Below are 21,368 nucleotides of genomic sequence, written 5' to 3'. Positions count from 1 at the left end.
TCTAGGCATCTTACTTACTCGCCTGTGCGCGAACTTCAGTAAGGCGTTTAGAAATACGATTCACATCTTCACGGCTGAAGATTTCATCTATGTTCATCGACAATTTACGACGCCAGTTTGGATACTCATCCACCGTACCAGGAATATTGACAGGTTGATCCATTTCTAGCCAGTCTTCAAGCTGAACGCTAAGCAGTGCAGAGTCACCCGCGGCTACGTGCAGTTGCAGCGCTTCGCTTAGGTATGAATCCATTGGCACGTACTGAGCATCATGACCAATGCCTTCTGGCAGATAGCCATGCCAGCGAACACTGTCTAGAATGCCTTGTTTGCACTTCAAGCGGTCAGCGAATAGGCCTTCCAACTGCTGCTCATCAGGGTACAGACCAATCTCACGCCCCATCTTCAAGTCATCACAGTGCCAGAAACCGCGTAGTGTTGGCATATCGTGCGTACACAGCGCAGCCATAGACTGCTCAGCGTAGTGCTTCGGAGAAATAAAACCGCCGTCGTCTTTTGATGTTTCGAAGAAGAAGACTTTGTACGAATGCACACCCGCATCACGAAGGATATCAACGATTTCATCAGGTACAGTACCCAAGTCTTCACCGATTACAGAACACTGATGACGGTGAGATTCCAACGCTAGGATTGCTAGCATGTCTTCAACTGGGTAGTACAGGTATGCGCCTTCTGTCGCTTTCTCGCCTTTTGGAATCCACCAAAGGCGAAGCAGGCCAAGTACGTGGTCGATACGCAATGCACCACAATGCTTCATGTTAGCACGTAGCAATTTGATGTAAGCGTCGTAGCCAGTCGCTTCTAAAACCTGAGGGTTAAGCGGAGGCAGACCCCAGTTTTGGCCTAGTGGACCAAGTACATCTGGTGGTGCACCGATGCTTGCATCCAATACTAGCGCGCCTTCATCAGCCCATGTTTCACTACCAGAATCAGCAACACCAACCGCAAGGTCACGGTATAAACCCACAGCCATGCCTTTTTCTTCGGCTAGCGCTTGCGCTTCTTTGATTTGATCGTCTGCGATCCATTGCAGGTACATGTACAAGTGAACACGATCTTGGTTGTCCTTAATGTACTTCTGAGTACCAGCTGCGTCGAATGTGCGGTATTTCTCAGGGAATACAGGCCAACCCCACATGTTTGCATCTTCTGCATGTAAATCAGCATGAAGTGCATCGAATGCAGCTTGATGTAGCAAGCTGTCGCCGCCTTTTTCAACAAAGTCCAAGAAGGCACGAGCGCGATCGGTGTTCTTGTCTAAATGGCGAGCTTTAAACTCACTGAATAGCAGCGGAAGAACGCTCATTTTTAGTTGCGAAACTTCGGTGTAATTCACCCAATGAGAGTCTCGCGCTTTTTGTAAACGTTGTTGGAACTCTGCGCTACCAACACGCTGTTGTGCTTCTGCACTTAGCGCGAATTCAGGTACAGAGCTTACGTCGATGTACATGATGTTCAACCAACGACGAGAAGACGGGCTGTATGGGCTTGCCCCTTCTGGATTCGCAGGGAACAGCGAGTGAATAGGGTTCAAGCCAATGAAGTCACCGCCACGAGAGGCAATATCACTCACCAGTTGTTTTAGGTCGCCAAAATCACCGATGCCCCAGTTATGCTGAGTACGCAGTGTGTAAAGCTGGATACTAGGACCCCATAGCTTTTTGTGTTGGTTTAGATCGTCTTGTTTGAAACACGCTTTCGGCGTAATGATCAATGACATCTCGTAAGGTGTTTTACGACGCTTACGACTGATGATCAGTTTGTGATAACCCCAAGCCAAGTTCTTTGGCAATGCAAACACTAGAGGGCCACCCTCAGCACGCTCATCACGAACAATTTGGGACTGAAGATAGCCTTCAAGTACCTCTCCTTGTTCTGTTTCTAAACGCCAGCTGAATTCACTCTCACGAGCACTCGTACCTAGGTTTAGTTCCACTTCGACTGGTTCGCCGTCGCGTAAAACAAGAACAGGGGCTAGTACGTCTTTTTTATGTTTCTTTTCAGCAGAAGCCAGTAGTTTTTCATCACTGCTAGTATCGTAGCCAAGCGAAGCGAGCAAGCGGCGTAGCGTCTCCTCAGACACTTTAGCCTCATCTCCCCAAGCACTGACATAGCTATCAGCCAATCTCGCCATTTCCGCGACTTTCTTTAATGCTGTTTGTTCTTTCATCGCTTTCTCCGAAGGTAATACCAACACCTTCCATGTAGGGTTTTATTGTTATCAATAACTTCTTTTGGAAAATGACCAAAGGTAGCGCTTGGCTACCTTGGTCTTAACTAGGTTCTATTAGCGTTTCACCGCTTCAAGTTTCCAGATATTGTTCACGTAGTCTCGGATTGAGCGGTCTGACGTGAACTTGCCAACAAGGGCGGTATTAAGAATGGCCTTCTTCGCCCAGCCAGCTTGATCTTTATATTGTTCGCTCATGTCTTCGTGCGCTTTCACGTAAGATGCAAAGTCCGCAAGACATAAGTACGGGTCACCGCCGTCTAGTAGGCTGTCGTATGTGGCACGCAGTAAGCCCGGTTGACCTGGAGTGAATTCTTCACCCAGTAGTAGGTCCATGGACGCTTTGAGTAAGTGATCCGCATTGTAGTAATCAAATGGGTTATAACCTTGAGCTTTCAGCGCTTTCACACCTTCAACATCTAGACCGAAGATATAGATGTTCTCATCGCCTACTTCCTCACGAATCTCAACGTTTGCACCATCCATTGTACCGATAGTTAGCGCACCGTTTAGCGCCATCTTCATGTTACCTGTACCTGATGCTTCTTTACCCGCTAGCGAGATTTGTTGAGAAACGTCAGCCGCAGGGATAATGATTTCAGCCATGCTCACGCGGTAGTCAGGGATGAATACCACTTTCAGCTTGTTACCGATGCGAGGATCGTTGTTCACCTTGTCTGCAATCTTGTTGATTGCGAAGATGATTTCTTTCGCTAGGTGGTAACCCGGTGCTGCTTTTGCTGCGAAGAACACAACGCGTGGCGTACACTCAAAACCTGGTTCATTAAGAATACGGTGGTACAGAGACAGTACGTGTAGCAAGTCTAGATGCTGACGTTTGTACTCGTGCAGACGCTTGATTTGAACATCGAAGATTGCATTAGTATCGAGCTCGATACCCATGTTCTCTTTCACCCAAGTTGCTAGGCGTTCTTTGTTCTCTTTCTTCACTGCCATGAATTCTTTTTGGAATGTCGCGTCAGTAGCGTACTTCGCAATACCTTCAAGTTGCTCTAGTTTCGCTGGCCATTCTGGGCCGACTTTCTCAGTGATAAGCTGAGACAGACCTGGGTTACAGAACTTCAACCAGCGACGTGGCGTAATACCGTTCGTTACGTTGTGTAGACGTGTCGGGTACATTTCGTGGAACTCTGGGAATAGGTCTTTCTTAACCAATTCAGAGTGAAGTGCTGCTACACCGTTTACTGCGTAAGAGCCGATTACACATAGGTTTGCCATGCGAACCATGCGGTGGAAACCTTCTTCGATGATAGAAAGCTTCTGTTGTTTCGCGACATCACCCGGCCACATTGCACGTACGTCTTGTAGGAAGCGGTGGTTGATCTCGTAAATGATCTCCATGTGACGTGGTAGCAGGTGCTGGATTAGCGACTCTGGCCATGTCTCTAGTGCTTCTGGAAGTAGCGTGTGGTTGGTGTACGCAAATGTCTTAGAGCTGATTTCCCAAGCCGCTTCCCAAGTTAAACCTTTTTCATCCATCAGGATGCGCATTAGTTCAGGAATCGCAATCGTTGGGTGCGTATCGTTAAGCTGGATAGTCTCTTGCTTAGGTAGATCCGCTAGCGAGTAGCCTGCTGCTTCGTGGCGACGTAGGATGTCACGTACAGACGCTGCTGAGTGGAAGTACTGCTGCATCAGACGCAGTGTTTTACCTTTCTCGTGGTTGTCGTTCGGGTAAAGCACTTTAGTGATGTTACCTGCGTCGATCAGTGCGTGCTGAGCTTCGAAGTAATCACCATTGTTAAAGCTTGCTAGTGAGAATGGTGCAATCGCCTGACATTCCCAAAGACGTAGCGGGTAAACCGTGTCTGATTCGTAACCCACAATTGGAAGATCCCAAGGCATTGCTCTTACTGTCATGCCTGGTACCCATTTGCGAACCTCTTTACCGTTCTCGTTAATCACTTCAACGTGACCGTAGAAACCGATCTCTTGCGCAAGTTCTGGACGCGCAATTTCCCAAGGGTAGCCTTCTACACCGCGCCATGCGTCAGGTGCTTCTTGCTGGCGACCATCTTTGAATGACTGTTTAAATAGACCGTATTCGTAATGTAAACCATAGCCGACAGTTGGGAATTCTTGTGCCGCACATGAATCCATGAAACACGCAGCCAGACGACCAAGGCCACCGTTACCCAATGATGGGTCGCGCTCTTCTTCTAGCAGATCAGTTAGGTTGTAACCTAGTTCAGCCATTGCTTCTGTTACTTGTTCGTACAGACCCATGCTGATTAGGTTGTTACCAGTCAAACGACCGATAAGGAATTCTAGCGAAAGGTAGTTAACGCTCTTCGCACTTTTAATGCGTGGATCTTCTTCTGTCGCAAGCAAATCTAGAGTAGTAAATTCAGCCAGAGCATGCCCCATTGCTAGGTACCATGCGCGGCTGTCTGCGTTTTCAATCGTATGAGCGTAAGTTACAGATAGGTGTTTCTTTACGCTTTCTTGGAACGACTTCTTGTCAAATTGTTTTTGTTGAGTAGGTTTCATTACGAAATTCTCACGTCTTTTGGTAATTCATCTGCCATACATCGTGCATTTACCTCTGTGAATAAACATCCTCCTAATTCTCATCCTTTGAAGGAGGAGGGCTGAGGGCGTAGAGGGGGTACCATTGCTAGGTTAGTGATCCAAATCTCAACAAAGTGAACTTTGCACCAGTTCTTAGTGATTTTGATCACAATGGAATGTGAGAAAGGTTAAAACCCGTTCATGACGCTTTTTATAGTCCACTCATCTGATGATGTGAAAATTGTAATATCGGTCACATTAACTCGGTCAGCGTAGAAGAACTTTTCGTAATCTATGTGCAACGCGATCTTAACGCTAACGAAACAAACGATATTTAAGTGACGAAAATCACAAATAAAGGGCGTAGTTGATGGTAAATCCATCAACCCTTGAGAATTAGGAAGTGGATCAAAGTAACGAACATTTCTGATGTCGTAACATCCCTCTCAGCTCACAGGATTGTACGCTTTTTATACAAACTAGAATTAGGCGATGTGAGTTATTTCTAGTTTTCGCTAGCTTTTATATTTAAGTGACCGTATGGAATGGTTTTTCAGACGGACGCAAGCCCCAATAGCAGCGACATTATCCGGTATTCAAACAGTGTTTTTGATGCTGATGGCATCATTCAGTAAGACGGCTTTCAAGGGGGCTTTACTAGAATGATCACGTTGCTGTCATTTGGGTATACATAAATAAGGACATAACTACTAATGTGGATTCCATCTAAGCTTACTCGACCAGGACGCCTACACAATGCCATCGTGCGCCCACGAGTGTTGGACTTACTACAGCAAGCGCCTTACTACAAATTGGTTTTATTCCGATCCCCAGCAGGTTACGGAAAAACAACAATGGCAGCGCAGTGGCTATCCGATAAGCCAAACGTCGGTTGGTACAGCATTGATGACAGCGATAACGACGGCTTTCGCTTTGTAAACTATCTGCTTCAAGCATTAAACAAAGCCACCAACTTCAGTTGCGCTAACGCACAAAAACTGGCGGAAAAACGTCAGATCTCGTCTTTACGCTCCCTATTTAGCGAAGTATTCGCAGAAATGGCTGACTTTAATCAAGAGTGCTACGTGGTGCTTGATGACTACCATTTAATCACGAATGATGAAATCCATGAATCCATGCGTTTCTTTTTAAAGCACATGCCAGACAACCTCACCGTTGTGGTAACCAGTCGTGCAGCGCCGCCTCTAGGCACTGCAAACTTACGTGTTCGTGATTTAATGATCGAAATTGGCAACGAGATGTTGGCGTTTGATACCGAAGAAACCACTCGCTTCTTTAACCAGCGTATCGCCGATGGTATTGATGAAGACATGGCGAACAGCCTAAGAACCTATGTTGAAGGTTGGCCATCGGCGATGCAGTTGATCGCATTACAAGCCCAACATCAAAACCGCACATTGGCGCAAACTGTAGAGTCGGTATCGCAGTTCAATCACGCGCACTTGTGGGATTACTTGGTCGAAGAAGTGTTTGACTTACTCGATCACGAAACTCGTCACTTTTTAATGCAAGTATCCGTGCTTGACCACTTCAATGATGAGCTAGTGTTTGCCCTTACCCAACGCGAAGACGCACTGGGAATGATTGAATCGCTTAACCGTTACGGCTTATTCATTTACCCGCTCGAAGGGGAACAGAACTGGTTCCGGTTCCATAACTTATTTGGCGAGTTTTTATCTCATGAGCGCCAAGCTCGTATTCCTCAGCAAGAAAAAGATCTCCACCGCAATGCTGCTATCGCTTGGTTACAACAAAAAGCACCACACCAAGCGATTCATCATGCACAAAAATCGAATGATAAGGACTTAGTGGTAGAGATCCTAAACGAATTCGGCTGGAAGATGTTTAACCAAGGCGAACTCAGCACACTGGAAAGCTCAATTAACAAGTTGGACGATGATCTGTTGTTCAGCCACCCAAAACTTACGATGCTCCGAGCATGGTTGGCTCAAAGTCAGCATCGTTATAACCAAGTGGGCCACCTGCTTGAAGAAGCGGAAGAGGAACACAAAAAGCGTAACATTGCGTTAGATATTCATTATCAAGGTCAAGCAAACGCGTTGCTTGCTCAAGTGGCTATCAACAGTAACCAGCCAGAAAAAGCTCTCGAATTAGCGGAGTTAGCGCTTAGCCAACTTGATAACACAATTTACCGTAGCCGAATTGTGGCGACTTCGGTTGTTGGTGAAGTTAACCACGTGCTAGGTAAACTAGACCGTGCTTTGCCAATGATGCAACAAACTGAAAAGCTAGCTCGTCAGTACCAGGTATATCACCAAGCGTTATGGGCAATATTGCAGCAAAGCGAGATTTTAATTGCACAAGGTTACGTGCAAGCTGCCTTTGAACTACAAGATTCCGCATTCCGTCTGATTGAAGATCAGCAGCTTCAGCATGTTCCTCTTCATGAATTTTTGCTGCGTATTCGCGCGCAAGTACTTTGGTGCTGGAACCGACTTGATGAAGCGGAAGAATGCGCGTACAAAGGTCTGCAAATTCTCGAAAACCATTCACCAAGCAAGCACTTACATAGCTATTCGATGTTGGCGCGTATTGCGATTGGACGCGGTGAATTAGACAAAGCCGGTAAATTCATTGAGCACATCCAACACTTGATGAAACAGTCGACTTACCACGTAGATTGGACTGCAAACGCTTCACTATCGTTGATTCTATTTTGGCAAGCGCGTGGGAATACCGATGCAATGCAAGAATGGCTCAACACTGCGGTTCGTCCTGAATCGGCATGCAACCACTTTTCTCAATTGCAATGGCGTAACATTGCTCGCGCCCACATTAACTTAGGCCAATATACCGACGCTCGTGCTGCGTTAGATTTTCTCCAAGGTGAAGCTCGTCGCACTAACCTAATCACAGATACTAATCGCAACTTAGTGGTTGAAGCAGTCCTTTCTGCTCGCCAAAAAGATGAGGAGCAAGCCAAGGCTCTGTTAAAAGAAGCATTAGTAATGACGAACCAAACTGGCATGGTCGGAAACTTCCTGATTGATGGTGCAACCATTGGCGGTCTGCTGGAGAAGTTGAGCCTCCGCCATGAACTGGGCGATCTTGAGCGTCACCGTGCTCAACAGTTAATGAAGGACATTTCATCGAATCAACGTAGCCGGTCGATTCACTTTGATGAAGACTTTATTGAAAAGTTGGTGAATCACCCTAATGTGCCAGAGCTAGTACGTACCAGCCCATTAACACAACGCGAATGGCAGGTTCTGGGGCTGATTTATTCAGGCTTTAGTAACGAGCAAATCGCACAAGAGCTGGATGTGGCAGGTACGACAATTAAAACCCACATTCGCAACCTGTACCAAAAGCTTAATATTGCTAATCGTAAAGAAGCCATTGTGACAGCTGAAAATTTGCTACAGTTAATGGGATACTGAACTGCTAGATAAACGGGTTAAAACGTAAAGTAAAACACAAGGGTTGACGTAACACGTCAGCCCTTTTTTATGACTGACAGAAAGAGAAGTGCAATTTGCAAAGCACGTAAGTAACGTTGTTCATATAAAAAAATAGCCAACCGCAATAATCGCGATTGGCTTATATTTAGTGTGAACAAATTGTATTCACTAACAACGTCAGTTGGCTAGGTGACCCTCGGCTTAAGAAGGGTCGAGCAGTATTATGCATTAATCATGCCAAAATGCAAAGGCTTATTTTTGGGCACAAGATCTCATATAAGCTGGATTTATTCACGCGCAAATTATCAAAATGCAATTTTATAATGCAAATTGCAATTGCATAATGCAACCAAGATTGATAATTGATAGTAGAGTTAATCATCTCAAAAATGTAAACCAAGCATTAAAAGCTCGTTACGGCGGCATTGTCTTTTGGCGGATAATAAAGATAGGCAATAGATTGGATATAAAACCAAGTAGTTACAGCACTATTTCATACTTTTTTCATCGCAATGTTTGTATACTCTCTGCCATCGAAACGACTTAGCATTAGAGCAATGAACTACTTAATTACTTTCTTCAAGGGAATCGCCATGGGTGCAGCAGATGTTGTACCTGGTGTATCTGGCGGCACCATCGCGTTTATCACTGGTATTTACGATACGCTGCTTGAAAGCATTCGACGCATTAACCCCTCACTTTTCTCTATCTGGCGAAAAGAAGGGTTTAAAGCCGCGTTTAATCACATCAACGGATTCTTCCTAATCGCTCTGTTTGCCGGCATTTTCACCAGTATTGCAACGCTAGCAAAGTTGATTACTTGGCTTCTTGACACACACCCGATCCCACTTTGGTCATTTTTCTTTGGTCTAATTTTGGTCTCTGTGTATCACATTATTCGTCAGGTTGAGCAACGCGATCTTGTCCGCTTTGTCATTCTGCTCGTTGGTGTCGGGTTTGCTTATAGTATTACTGTGCTCAAATCTTTACACATGGAACCAACGGCCATTAACACCTTATTCGCTGGAGCTATCGCGATTTGTGCGATGATCTTGCCGGGTATCTCTGGCAGTTTTATTTTGCTGCTGATTGGCATGTATGCTCCTGTATTAGCCGCAGTGAAAGGTTTTCAAGTCGATACATTAGCGCTATTTTTGTCTGGCTGCGTGATCGGTTTACTGTCCTTCTCTCACTTATTGTCGTGGTTACTACGCAAGTTCCGTGATTTCACCCTGATGTTTTTGACTGGATTAATGATTGGTACGTTGCCAAAGATTTGGCCATGGAAAGAAACCATCACTTGGCGCACTAATTCGAAGGGCGAACAAGTGCCATTGCTACAGCACAACCTATCACCATTTGAATTTGAACACGTGACATCACAACCTTCTCAGTTAGTACTTGCTGTCGTAATGATGCTTGCAGCCATTGCTCTGGTTTTGGGTCTAGAGAAATTCGCAGATTCAGATAAATAACTTTGGTATCAAACACATACTGAACCAAATAAAAACGGAGCCAATTGGCTCCGTTTTTATCTATTGGCTAAGGGCAAAAACATCTCAATTGAAAACTCTGCTGTATTTGATGCAATAAAGTCCATCGCATTACTAAGAAGCTGGTCACCGAGGTATAACGCACAATTTACCGAGGTCACGAGTTGGCGAGCGGCGCATCTGTGCTACGATGCTCGTAATGTTAAGTGATAAATGCTGAACCTTAATGAAACTGTTACAAATCGCCGCTGTTTCAGCCGCATTAGTTGCGGGATTTTATGCCCCGACTCTAATAAAAAGCTTTTCTTCTTCCACTCAAAGCAAGTCAATAGATGAATACTGCTTTCTCTCTACATCCTCTTGCGTCCAAGAAAATGTTACGATGACGCTAAACTCAGAAACTGCTCAACCCTTGGTTCCTACCACTCTAAATGTTGAGTGGCATACAAGCGATGCTAAGCAACTCATCCTAAGTCTTTCAGGAAGAGAAATGGAGATGGGTGAGCCTAAGTTTTTGCTGAAGCAAATCGCTCCTGGCCAATATCAAGGTGACATCATTCTCCCGGTTTGCACGGAGGATGCAATGACTTGGGTTGGTGAACTCAGTGATGGAGAGAATACCGTTTACCCTGCTATAAAAATGCAAAGATAAGGAATCGTTATGAGCCGCAATTGGTCCCTATTTCTCGTAGCTGCTTTCGCACTCGGGTTTGGCGTAAAGAGCTATTTAGATAACCAGAAAACGAAGCCAGAGCAAGTGGACAGTTCCACCTCTCAACAAACGGTATTGTTTGGGGAAAATAACCAAGCCGTCAATATCTTCGATGTGAATGACCCTCGCATCCGAGTCGTCTATTTTGGCTTTACTCGCTGCCCAGACGTTTGCCCAACTTCTCTTGCAATGCTGGCAGGAGCACTGAATCAAATTGACGACGCGCAAAAAGCACAACTACGCCCGATGTTCATTTCTTTAGACCCAGAGCGTGATGAGGCCGATGCATCAGCAAAATATGCCCATTACTTCCATCCAATGATTGAAGGCCTATCGGCACCACTTGATGTAACGACACCTTTGGCACACAACTATGGTGTCATTTTCCGTAAGACAGAATTGGAAGGCTCGGAACTAAAGTACACGCTGGATCATAGCTCTTACTTTTACTTCTTGAAGCCGGATGGCACGTTAATCACTAAAGTACCGCATACGCTCTCGCCGGCACCGATTGTTGAAGCCATTTCAAAACTAACGACCGAAGGCTCTTCAAATGACGGTTAAGTCAGTGCTGAAGCAATTTTTCAATTTCCTACCTCATACCAACCCCAATGTCGAACAAGACGTCGATACGATCATTGACGCCATTGGAGGCATAGAGAACCTGATAGAAACTGGTGCATGTGCGACTCGGCTGCGTCTTACCCTCAGAGCGACGTCCGTCATCGATAAGAACGCACTCAAAAATCATGGCGCGCATGGCGTCGTGATATTGGATGATCGTCATATCCAAATCATATACGGCTTAAAAGCCAACACGTATTCGCAGATTATGGAAGAGCGCATCACAAAACAAAGTTAATATTTTTGCAGTATAGCTACCCTCTTTAAAAAAGGGCAGCTATACTCTTTTGGCTTAATTAACTCACTTATTTATTAACCAACGAAGAGGACACAAGATGATTGTATTGAATAACACTAACTGGGCATCGCAAGGGTAACCCTAACAGCACCAACTCTGTGGCATAACCACAACTCCCCTTCTCTGCCCGGTCTTCACCGGGGTCAACTCTATCCGAATTAGACCCTAATGCGATTTGTATTAAGGCGCTTTGTTGCGTCTGGGATAATTCAATAATGAATCAAACACATACTTTTTGTGACACATTAGTTTCAACTTCAAACCCTCTAAAACAATTGGGTTGGAAACCATTTTTTCAGCAACAACTGACATTAGACGATTACGACAACACTATTTTTGCTCGTGTAATTGCGCATCACCGAAGTGGTTATTTATTGGCAACAGAAACTGGGCAAGTTCATCTTAATGCCCACCATTCTTTACCCAATATGACCGTCGGAGACTGGGTAATCTTAAATGAAGATCAGCAATTTGTTCGCTTACTGGATCGCTTGAGCCTCTTTAGCCGCAAAGCCGCTGGCAGCAAAGTGGCAGAGCAACTCATCGCAGCCAATGTGGATACAGTGTTTATCGTCTGTTCCCTTAACGACGACTTCAATTTAAGTCGTATTGAACGTTATCTTGCCTTGGCTCATGAAGCCGAAGTCGAACCCGTCATCGTGCTTTCCAAGGCCGATTTGTGTGACAATACTGATGAACTAAAAAGCCAAGTACAGAAGCTCGACCCTCTATTAGCTATAGAGACAGTCAACGGCTTAGAAATAGAGAGTGCTTCTAAACTCATGACCTGGTGCAAAGAAGGACAAACCCTCGCTTTTATCGGTTCTTCAGGCGTTGGCAAATCAACTCTTGTTAATGCATTACTCGGGCAACAAGAACAGGCAACTGGGTATATTCGTGAAGACGATAGCAAAGGGCGACATACAACTACATCGCGCTCTATCCATATATTACCTGATGGCGGCATCTTGATTGATACTCCGGGAATGCGCGAGCTTCAACTAGCAGATTGTGAATCGGGGGTCAGTGAGGCATTTTCTGACATTGAGGCTCTCGCTCAGCGTTGTCGCTTTGGTGATTGCCAGCATCAAACTGAGCCGGGTTGCGCAATTCAAACTGCGATTGAAAATGGCAAACTGGAAGTTCGTCGTTTCAATAACTATCAAAAACTATTGCGAGAACAAGCCTTTAACGGTGCGACTTTGGCAGAGCAACGAGCTCAAAGTCGACAGTTCGGGAAACTCACTCGAAATGCCATGAGTGATAAGCGCAGGCGCCAACAAAGTTATTAATTTGTTGCGTTTGAGTTGTCAATAAAATCAAAGGAGACGAAAGTCTCCTTTTTAACAACTTTATTAAAAACCATTACTCATAACTAATGATAATTTTCAACATAAAAATCTTATTTAAATAACATTGAGCAAACATTTAATCCAAAAACAAACTAAAACTAGACACAAAATATTACCAAGCTAAGATATGTGATATTCAGCAAGAAAATGGCTGAATTTATAAAAACAGGATAATTGATAATCATGTGTCTTAGTGACCAGAAGCAATGCTCACCCCTTGCAATATAAGGGCATTATCGCCGTGTAATGATGGACTATTGCCCTGCCACTCTGGCATAAAATTGCAGGAATGATGTATGCAACACAACAGCCTCGTTGCCCGATATGCTCGTGGTAACCTCGTCGTCCAGATCCTTGTCGGTATCGTCTTTGGTATTTTGCTCGCGACAATTTCTCCAAGCCATGCCGAAAGCGCGGGATTAATTGGTAGCCTTTTTGTCGGTGCGCTTAAAGCGATCGCGCCAATTCTTGTGTTTATTTTGGTTGCCGCTTCAATTGCAAACCAAAAGAAAAACCAACACACTTACATGCGCCCAATCGTTGTACTGTACCTGATGGGTACATTCTTCGCGGCGCTATCAGCAGTGGTTCTAAGCTTCCTTTTCCCGACCAATTTAACGCTTGTCACCGGCGCTGAAGGTGCAACGCCTCCTCAAGGTATTGCTGAAATTCTACGCACATTGTTGTTTAAACTGGTCGACAACCCAGTAAATGCACTAGTAGAAGCAAACTACATCGGCATTCTTGCTTGGGGTGTGGGTCTGGGTCTTGCACTACACCACGCATCGGCAACAACGAAGGCCGTATTTGAAGATCTAAGCCACAGCGTGTCTCACATTGTGCGCTTTATCATTCGTCTTGCACCATTTGGTATCTTTGGCTTGGTTGCTTCAACGTTTGCGACAACAGGCTTTAGCGCGCTAGCAAGCTACGCACACCTTCTGGCGGTTCTTCTTGGCGCAATGATGATCATCGCACTCGTTGTAAACCCGGCGATCGTGTTCGTTAAAACCAAACAAAACCCTTACCCACTTGTATTCCGTTGTCTACGTGAAAGTGGTGTAACAGCGTTCTTCACTCGTTCAAGTGCAGCGAATATTCCAGTAAACATGGCACTATGTGAGAAGCTAAAACTGGACGAGGATACATACTCAGTATCTATTCCTCTAGGTGCGACCATCAACATGGCTGGTGCTGCAATCACTATCACAACACTAACGCTTGCAGCTGTGCACACTATGGGTATCGAAGTTGATCTACTGACTGCGCTACTGCTCAGTATTGTGGCTGCGGTTTCTGCATGCGGCGCATCAGGTGTTGCAGGTGGCTCTCTACTACTTATCCCACTTGCGTGTGGCCTGTTTGGTATCTCAAACGACGTAGCAATGCAGGTTGTAGCGGTTGGCTTCATTATCGGTGTGATTCAAGACTCTGCAGAAACTGCGCTAAACAGCTCAACAGACGTTGTCTTTACGGCAGCAGTTTGTAAATCAGAGCAGCAAAAAGCTCAGTAAGACTGACAGAACAAAGAGAAAGGGGAGCCGATGATGGCTCCCCTTTTTTGTTTAATTGCGCTCAATTACGCGGTGACCAAAGCCACCTCTTCAATTGAGAAATGCTTACTTGGCTCAACAAACTCTTGCTGCGCAGCAATAGTTTGCAGCTCCCATTCGCCTGCATGGTACGTTGCACTTAACACCCCGTAGCATGCGTCATGACAATGTTGGAAAGCTTGCTTGGGAGACCAGCCTTTTAAGAGTCCCGCGGTAAAGATAGCTGAAATAAGATCGCCCACGCCAACAGGTTGTTTAGCAAACTCAAATTGAGGACGCTTCGCAAGGTAAATGCCTTCTTGCGTAGCCAATAGCATGTTGAAGCTGCCATTTTCTAGGCAGTAAAGGTGCTTAACTAGCACCACTTTTGGACCTTTTTCTAGCGCACGTTGGCATGCGGTGATCGCATCGTCTAGTGAGTGGATTTCCATCTCAGAAAATTGACTTAGCTCGAATTGGTTCGGAACGATCACGTCCGCCATTGGCATCAAACGCGTTAGAAGATTTTCAGCAATGCCCGGAGCCACAATGCAGCCTTTGTCTGGCGCGCCCATTACAGGGTCGCAAACGTAAAGTGCGTTCGGGTTTGCTTGTTTCACTTTCGTCACGGTATCTTCAACAGCAAGGCACTGCTCTGCACTACCTTGGTAGCCCGTCAATACCGCTTGGCACTTTTCCAGCGCGCCGATGTTACCAAGTCCACGAACTAACTCGCTGATGTCTTCAGCCGCAAACGCTCGCCCAGTCCAGCCTTCTTGATACTGCGTGTGGTTAGAAAATTGAACGGTATGAATCGGCCATACTTCGAAACCCATGCGTTGCATTGGGAAAACGGCACTGCTGTTACCAGCATGACCAAAAGAAACATGAGATTGTATAGAGAGGATACCTTGCATAGTACCTTACCTCTTATTGTAGTTATCGATAGTTCAAAGACAGCGGCAAGCGCCAGTTTTGCGAAACCAGTAGTGTATCCGACAAACCAAGATTCTCTAACTCAATTCTCCTCAATATCTTCAGAGTAAGTTGGAACGTTGGTTTTCAACACCATCTTCTTAATTTCCATTTTGTCTTTATTCAGTGCGATTTCTAGGGTATCTCCTTCCCTTATCCCGAGCTGAGCCAGGATTGCGCTTGGAATGACTACGGCGGTATCGCCACCGATTTTAACAGGTTGACTTATCATCTTTCGTCCTCCAAATGTCGAAAATGAGTTTTCACGTCATTGGATGTCTAGCCTCAAATGCATTGAGCTGACTTGGATTGGCGTAACATTTTAAAGACAAAAGAAAAGCCTCAATCTTGAGGCTTCTGGATAAGATAGGTTATGGCTGAAGGAAGTTTTGAGTGAAATCGAGCGCATCTTTAGAGAGTTTTTTTTCGTTGGGCGATGTGCTTGCCTGACCTTCTGCTGTTACCGTTGTCATGTTAGGCTGAAAATCTAGTGTTGATGCCTCCTCCCAAGCTTCGGAGGCGTCTTTATTCTCATCATTCAACACCGCATTGAGCTCCTCTTCCGCAGGAAAATACGCTTCGCGTTTGTACACTTTGTTAAGGGCTCGAATAATAGAGTGCTTTCTCACCATTCCTGAGGCCAGCTTTCTTTGCAACGGCTTCGCTATGGACTGCAATCCAACGACAACATCAACACCAATATTGGTTGCCACTTCATCACGTAACGTACGCGCAGGTTGGTAGCCCATATTGGCAGCAAGAAACAGCCAAACGTAAGCAATTGCATTACCCGTTTTACCTTTATCCTTCCACGCTTCGCCAGCATGATACATCGCTTTAGCACTGCCACCTTCCGCGGCCCGTTCCAGCCAGTAGCAACCTTTAACCATGCTTTTTTCTGTACCAATGCCATTTAGGTAACATAAGCCGACTTGGATCTTGCCATCTGCACTGTCTTTTTCCGCCGCTTTCATAAACCAGTAAAGCGCATCTGCACTGCGTCCTGCACTATTGTCTGGTGAAAGCTGCCATTCCCCCATATAAATCATGGCATCAATGCAGCCTTCTTCGGCGGCAGTTTCAATCAGTTGGTTACCTTTTGGGATATTTTTTTCAGTTCCTCGACCAAAGACCAAGGCCTTGCCCGTCGAAAATTTCGCTTCGGTATCCCCTTCCATTCCCGCAATTGCGGTACGCCAGAAGTTTGCCTGCTCTTTTAAAATCACATCTTCGCGCATGCGTTCACTTAAGCGAACAATGCCGTACATCCCCGTCACATTGTCCAGTTTAGCGGCTTTATCATACCAATACAGCGCTTGACGAATGTTGTCCTTTTCGGCTTCTTTCGCTAGAAATAAAATGGTGGGGATATGCCCAGTTTCGGCTTTGAACTCTCGCTCTTTACGCTCTTGCTCTCGCGCTTTATGCATCGCCTTTCGATAAGCGGCTTCGCGAGCTTTCCTCTCTGCCTCGAGTCTTTGTTTCCGCATCGACAACGAGATCATCCACACAAATATCAGGACGAGTGAAAGGCCAGTTGCCGCAATGGCAATGCCCATACTACTCATAAATAGCCTCTTTTGGTTTCAGGGCCCAATTCAACTCCCTTTCAGGGAAATCTTATGATTATGCGCCGACATAACGCCGACTACCTTCATTATATAACGACCACTTAGCGAAAATCTGAAGCTTGCTAAGACTTAATGGCGGTATTTTATTCAACATCACTGCAACTTATTTTTAAAAGAAAAATATGGCCCTCATTTTTATAGAACTTAATCACGGTTTTGGGGCTGAGATATTCTCATCCCCTATCATCCCCCCTTACTCCTCCCATAAAAATTCACATTTTAATGATGTGCAGAATCTCTCACTATGCGCCTGTTTTATTATTTAATTTGTGAACAAAATCGACTGTGACAGAAAATTTGCACCTGTAAAAAACTTAACAGCCTGCTCTCACATTTTGCTGATGATTCAGTGTATTAGCATCTAATTGAACATTTCCTTTTTTGGCATCTGCCTTTCTAGCGTGTGCAAAACCTTCTTGATGATTGAGTCAGCGAAGGCAGCGCGCAGCTCAATATCAATTCAATAACAATGGATTTGTAAACGTGGACAATAAGACATTTAAATTATCAACAATTGCCAAAACCGTACTGCCTTTGATTTCCGTCGCGGTAATCAGCGGTTGTGGTAGTGATAGCACGAACGAAGATACGACGACCCCTGGCTCAGGCTTGTACCCTGCGGGAGAGAACGAAGTCGTCATTTATTACAAACGTGACGTAGCATCAGCTTCAACAGCCAGCGACTACGAAGGTTGGGGCTTGCACCTATGGAACGGTGAGGGCTGTACCAGCACAGATTTAGACGCAATGGGCATTCCGGGAACAGGAACGGATTGGTCTGCGCCACACCCATTCGATGGCATCAACGACACCTACGGTGCTTACTACGTACTGAAAATAAATCCAGACGCCTCTGACCCACACGAATGCATGAACTTCATTCTGCACAAAGGTGATGAGAAAGCGTTCGGCAGCGCAAACTCAAAAGTAGAGTTGACGAAAATCGGCGAATCGAAAGGTTTGTTTGGCTTCCACGGCAGCAGTGAGCTTTACTACGAGCCAATCGAAGAACGCCCTGTTGATATTGATGGTCAAAAAGCGCATTGGTTAGACGCCAACACCATCGCGTGGGAAGCGGCGGCCAATGCGGATTCCATGAAGCTGTTCTACAGCCTTAGCAATGACATCAAAATGGATGAAGATAAGCAAATCTCTGGCGGTACAGCGGTTGAGCTGACAAAGGCTGGTGAGTTGTCTGATGGTCTGAAATCACGCTTCCGTCACCTTGCTAGCCTTCAAGCTGCGGGTATCGATGTCGATGACGCGACCTTGCGTACGATCCTGAAGTCACAAATCGTTATGGTGGCTTACAACGCAAATGGTGACGTCATTTCTGCAACTGAAGTGCAAAAACCGGGCGTTTTGGATGCGGTGTTTGCCGATTCCAAGGCAGGTAACGCGATCGGTCAAGAACTCGGTGCGATTGTGGAAGGCGGTGCCGCAACCTTCAAACTATGGGCACCAACTGCCCAAGATGTTGATCTGATAATCTACGATGAAAACTTAGCAGAAGAAGCGACCGTTGCCATGACGGAAGACCCAGCAACAGGTATCTGGGTTTCTGAGGCACAAAGCAACGTTGTCAACAAATACTATCGCTACCAAGTTAAGGTATACCACCCAACAACTGGCGTCGTTGAAACGCGTTTGGTAACAGACCCATATTCAATGAGCTTGTCTAAGAACTCACGATACTCGCAAGTGGTTGATTTAGATGATCCAAGCTTAATGCCTCAAGATTGGAAAAACTACGCACGCCCAACGGTTAAAAAAGACGAAGACCACGTCCTTTACGAGTCACACATTCGTGATTTCAGCTTTAACGACAGCAAAGGCACACCAAGTCTTGATGGCAAATATCTGGCGCTTACAGAACCTGAGCGTGAGTCTGTATCTCACTTACAAGCTTTAAAAGATGCTGGCCTAACAACGCTACATATCTTGCCAGCATTTGATATTGCAACCGTGGATGAAGACGCTGACAAGCGAGTCGATATCACCGACACCGTGGGTAAACTTTGTGGCATCAAGCCAGAAGCCTCCATTTGTGAGACCGAAGATGACGGCAAAGTGATTGAAGAGGTATTAAATAGCTACGACCCAACAACGGGCAAAGCACAAGCGTTGATGAACGATCTTCGCATGCTAGACAGCTTCAACTGGGGTTACGACCCTTACCACTACACCGTGCCAGAAGGCAGTTATGCGACCGATCCTAACGGGTCTAAGCGTATTCTAGAGTTCCGCGAAATGGTTCAAGCGACGCATAAAATGGATCTGAAACTGGTCATGGACGTCGTGTACAACCACACAAATGCATCTGGTGTGAACGAAAAATCAGTACTGGATAAGATTGTCCCTGGGTACTACCACCGCCTAAACGTCAACACTGGCGGAGTCGAAAACTCAACCTGTTGTGATAACACCGCAACCGAGAACTTGATGATGGGTAAACTAATGGTTGACTCATTGATGGTATGGGCGGATGACTATAAAGTCGATGGTTTCCGTTTTGACCTTATGGGCCACCAGCCGAAAGATGTGATGGTTTACGCACTTGAAAAAGTCCGTGAAATTGACCCGAATACCTTGTTCTACGGCGAAGGTTGGGACTTTGGTGAAGTCGCGCAAAACGCTCGCTTCGATCAGGCGACACAAGTCAACATGGCGGGGACAGAAATCGGTACTTTCTCTGATCGTCTGCGTGACGCAGTTCGTGGCGGAAGCCCGTTTGATGGCGGTGTAGATTCTGAAGGTAAGCACCCACTTCGCTTTAACCAAGGCTTTGGTAACGCCGCTTATCCTAACGAAGAAACCAAAACTGACGCAGAATCGGTGAATGGTCGTTTACACAACCAAGATCTGGTTCGTCTAGGTATGGCTGGTAACTTGGCTGACTACATCCTTCTTGATTACAAAGGCGAAACCAAACTGGGTAAGAACGTTGATTACAATGGTGCGCCTGCAGGCTACACAAAAGTGCCATCAGAGAACATCTCTTACGTGTCTAAGCACGACAACCAAACATTGTGGGATAACAACGCCTACAAGATTGCGACTGGCACTTCATCTGCCGAGCGTGCACGTATGCAGGCTGTGTCCCTATCAACGGTGATGCTTGGTCAAGGCATTCCATTTATCCACATGGGTTCTGAGCTATTGCGCTCTAAATCCATGCAGCGCGACTCGTACGATTCTGGTGACTGGTTCAACCGTGTATTCTTCGACGGAAGCGACAATAACTGGAACGTTGGTCTACCACGTGAAGACAAAGACGGTGCAAACTGGGAGCTGATCAAAACCATCGTTGGTGACAGCACGGCGAAACCAGATTCAACCGACATCGAGCTGACTAAGCAACAATTCCTAGAGCTACTAAAAATCCGTAGCACAAGCGAACTGTTCCGCCTAGATACCGCGCAAGAAGTGATGAACCGTGTGGACTTCCGCAACGTAGGGAAAGACCAAGTGGAAGGCTTGATTGTGATGTCTATCGACGATGGTACATCAGCAGGTGCCGATTTAGATTCGAACTACGATGCTGTTGTGGCCGTTGTGAACTCAACATCAACTGAGAAATCTTTCAAAGTTGCTGGCGCAACTGGGTTCGAGTTACATGAAGTTCAACAAAACTCTGCGGATGACATCGTGAAAGGTGCAAGCTTCACCAATGAAACCTTCACAGTACCAGCACTGACAACAGCGGTATTCGTGCAGCCACAAAACGGCGCGCAAGGTGCTGGCCTACCAGTAAACACGGATAACAAAGACGTATCGAGTATTCCTCCTTACGGCGAAACGGTTGTTTACGTGAAAGGCACGATGAACGAGTGGTCTGATAGCAGTGATTGGGCGATGACCTTTATTGGCAACGGTATGTACTCTGTAACTGGCGTTCTTGAAGCAGGTGAGCACGAGTTCAAATTCGCGGACTCTGGTTGGGCAAATCCAAACATCGGTTGTGATGCTGCGAATATAGCTTCTGGTTCACTAGACTTAGGTTCAGAAGGTAACTGTAAGCTGTCTGTTGCTGAAACAGGTAAGTACAACTTCACTCTGAACGCGCTGCATGTTCAAGATGAAAGCGTAGAAAAACCGGTCGTGTCAGTGACCAAGTCAGCAGATGCACCAACATTCGGTGAAACAGCACTTTACCTACGTGGCACTATCACCACATGGGACACTCCAGCGCAAGACTCCACTGCGAAGTTCAGCTATGTTGCAAATGACGTTTACTCGCTAGACATTGACCTAGCGGCGGGCAACTACGAGATGAAAGTTGCGAGCGCAGACTGGGCAGCAGACACCAACTTCGGTGGCGAAGGCAGTGTTGAGCTTGGTAAAGCGCTAACGATGGAAGTCGGTGGTGGTAGTGCAAACCTGAAAATTGCGATTGCAGAAGCAGGAAATTACAACTTCCACTTCAACGCGGCTGACAAGTCGGCGCCAATCGTGACGGTAACGAAAAACTAGTTTCATTTAAAAACATCCGTAATGAAAAAGGGGAAGCATCACGCTTCCCCTT

The 21,368-nt window shown here is 45.9% G+C and carries 13 protein-coding genes; 8 read left to right on the top strand and 5 right to left on the bottom strand.

Annotated elements, in window-relative coordinates; translation table 11 throughout:
- Positions 1 to 10: 10 nt before the first annotated feature.
- On the bottom strand, positions 11 to 2,191 hold the full coding sequence (gene malQ, locus R8O10_RS12910) for a 4-alpha-glucanotransferase (RefSeq protein ID WP_318191459.1): 2,181 nt from the start codon (positions 2,189 to 2,191) through the stop codon (positions 11 to 13).
- A gap of 117 nt (positions 2,192 to 2,308) precedes the next feature.
- On the bottom strand, positions 2,309 to 4,762 hold the full coding sequence (locus R8O10_RS12905; RefSeq protein ID WP_053307964.1) for a glycogen/starch/alpha-glucan phosphorylase: 2,454 nt from the start codon (positions 4,760 to 4,762) through the stop codon (positions 2,309 to 2,311).
- A 734-nt stretch (positions 4,763 to 5,496) separates the two neighbouring features.
- Between R8O10_RS12905 and malT the strand changes: the two genes are divergently transcribed.
- From malT to sstT, 7 genes are all read left to right on the top strand, one after another.
- On the top strand, positions 5,497 to 8,205 hold the full coding sequence (malT, locus tag R8O10_RS12900; protein WP_318191458.1) for an HTH-type transcriptional regulator MalT: 2,709 nt from the start codon (positions 5,497 to 5,499) through the stop codon (positions 8,203 to 8,205).
- A gap of 578 nt (positions 8,206 to 8,783) precedes the next feature.
- On the top strand, positions 8,784 to 9,701 hold the full coding sequence (locus tag R8O10_RS12895) for a DUF368 domain-containing protein (RefSeq protein WP_318056954.1): 918 nt from the start codon (positions 8,784 to 8,786) through the stop codon (positions 9,699 to 9,701).
- A gap of 244 nt (positions 9,702 to 9,945) precedes the next feature.
- On the top strand, positions 9,946 to 10,371 hold the full coding sequence (locus tag R8O10_RS12890; protein WP_213968232.1) for a hypothetical protein: 426 nt from the start codon (positions 9,946 to 9,948) through the stop codon (positions 10,369 to 10,371).
- A 9-nt stretch (positions 10,372 to 10,380) separates the two neighbouring features.
- Positions 10,381 to 10,995 (top strand): SCO family protein, encoded by a 615-nt coding sequence (locus tag R8O10_RS12885; RefSeq protein ID WP_042522188.1) that lies wholly within the window; start codon positions 10,381 to 10,383, stop codon positions 10,993 to 10,995.
- A complete protein-coding gene (locus R8O10_RS12880) occupies positions 10,985 to 11,293 on the top strand; it encodes a PTS transporter subunit EIIB (RefSeq protein WP_318191457.1) in 309 nt (102 codons plus the stop codon). Before R8O10_RS12885 ends, R8O10_RS12880 begins: the two co-directional genes overlap by 11 nt.
- A 275-nt stretch (positions 11,294 to 11,568) precedes the next feature.
- Positions 11,569 to 12,645, top strand: coding sequence for a ribosome small subunit-dependent GTPase A (gene rsgA / locus R8O10_RS12875; RefSeq protein ID WP_258474578.1), 1,077 nt, complete (start codon positions 11,569 to 11,571; stop codon positions 12,643 to 12,645).
- A gap of 356 nt (positions 12,646 to 13,001) precedes the next feature.
- On the top strand, positions 13,002 to 14,219 hold the full coding sequence (gene sstT, locus R8O10_RS12870) for a serine/threonine transporter SstT (protein WP_005374821.1): 1,218 nt from the start codon (positions 13,002 to 13,004) through the stop codon (positions 14,217 to 14,219).
- Positions 14,220 to 14,284: 65 nt separating this feature from the next.
- On the opposite strand, the gene pdxY is transcribed toward sstT, so the two are convergent.
- The 3 genes from pdxY to R8O10_RS12855 all read right to left on the bottom strand — a co-directional run bounded on the left by pdxY (position 14,285) and on the right by R8O10_RS12855 (position 16,780).
- A complete protein-coding gene (pdxY, locus tag R8O10_RS12865; RefSeq protein WP_054574874.1) occupies positions 14,285 to 15,154 on the bottom strand; it encodes a pyridoxal kinase PdxY in 870 nt (289 codons plus the stop codon).
- A gap of 101 nt (positions 15,155 to 15,255) precedes the next feature.
- The gene (locus R8O10_RS12860) at positions 15,256 to 15,444 is read right to left on the bottom strand and encodes an AbrB/MazE/SpoVT family DNA-binding domain-containing protein (RefSeq protein WP_318191456.1); all 189 of its coding nucleotides are present in this window, start codon (positions 15,442 to 15,444) and stop codon (positions 15,256 to 15,258) included.
- 139 nt (positions 15,445 to 15,583) lie between these two features.
- Positions 15,584 to 16,780: a tetratricopeptide repeat protein gene (locus R8O10_RS12855; RefSeq protein WP_115386840.1), complete on the bottom strand. Its 1,197-nt coding sequence runs from the start codon at positions 16,778 to 16,780 to the stop codon at positions 15,584 to 15,586.
- Positions 16,781 to 17,326: 546 nt separating this feature from the next.
- On the opposite strand from R8O10_RS12855, the gene pulA reads away from it, so the two are divergent.
- Positions 17,327 to 21,316, top strand: coding sequence for a pullulanase-type alpha-1,6-glucosidase (gene pulA, locus R8O10_RS12850; RefSeq protein ID WP_054578623.1), 3,990 nt, complete (start codon positions 17,327 to 17,329; stop codon positions 21,314 to 21,316).
- The last annotated feature ends 52 nt before the right edge of the window (positions 21,317 to 21,368 follow it).

The sequence above is a fragment of the Vibrio sp. 1727 genome, assembly GCF_033344415.1.
Taxonomy (GTDB): Bacteria; Pseudomonadota; Gammaproteobacteria; order Enterobacterales; family Vibrionaceae; genus Vibrio; species Vibrio alginolyticus.
The sequence above is the reverse complement of the archived record's forward strand: the minus strand, read 5'-3'. Positions and strand labels throughout refer to the sequence as shown.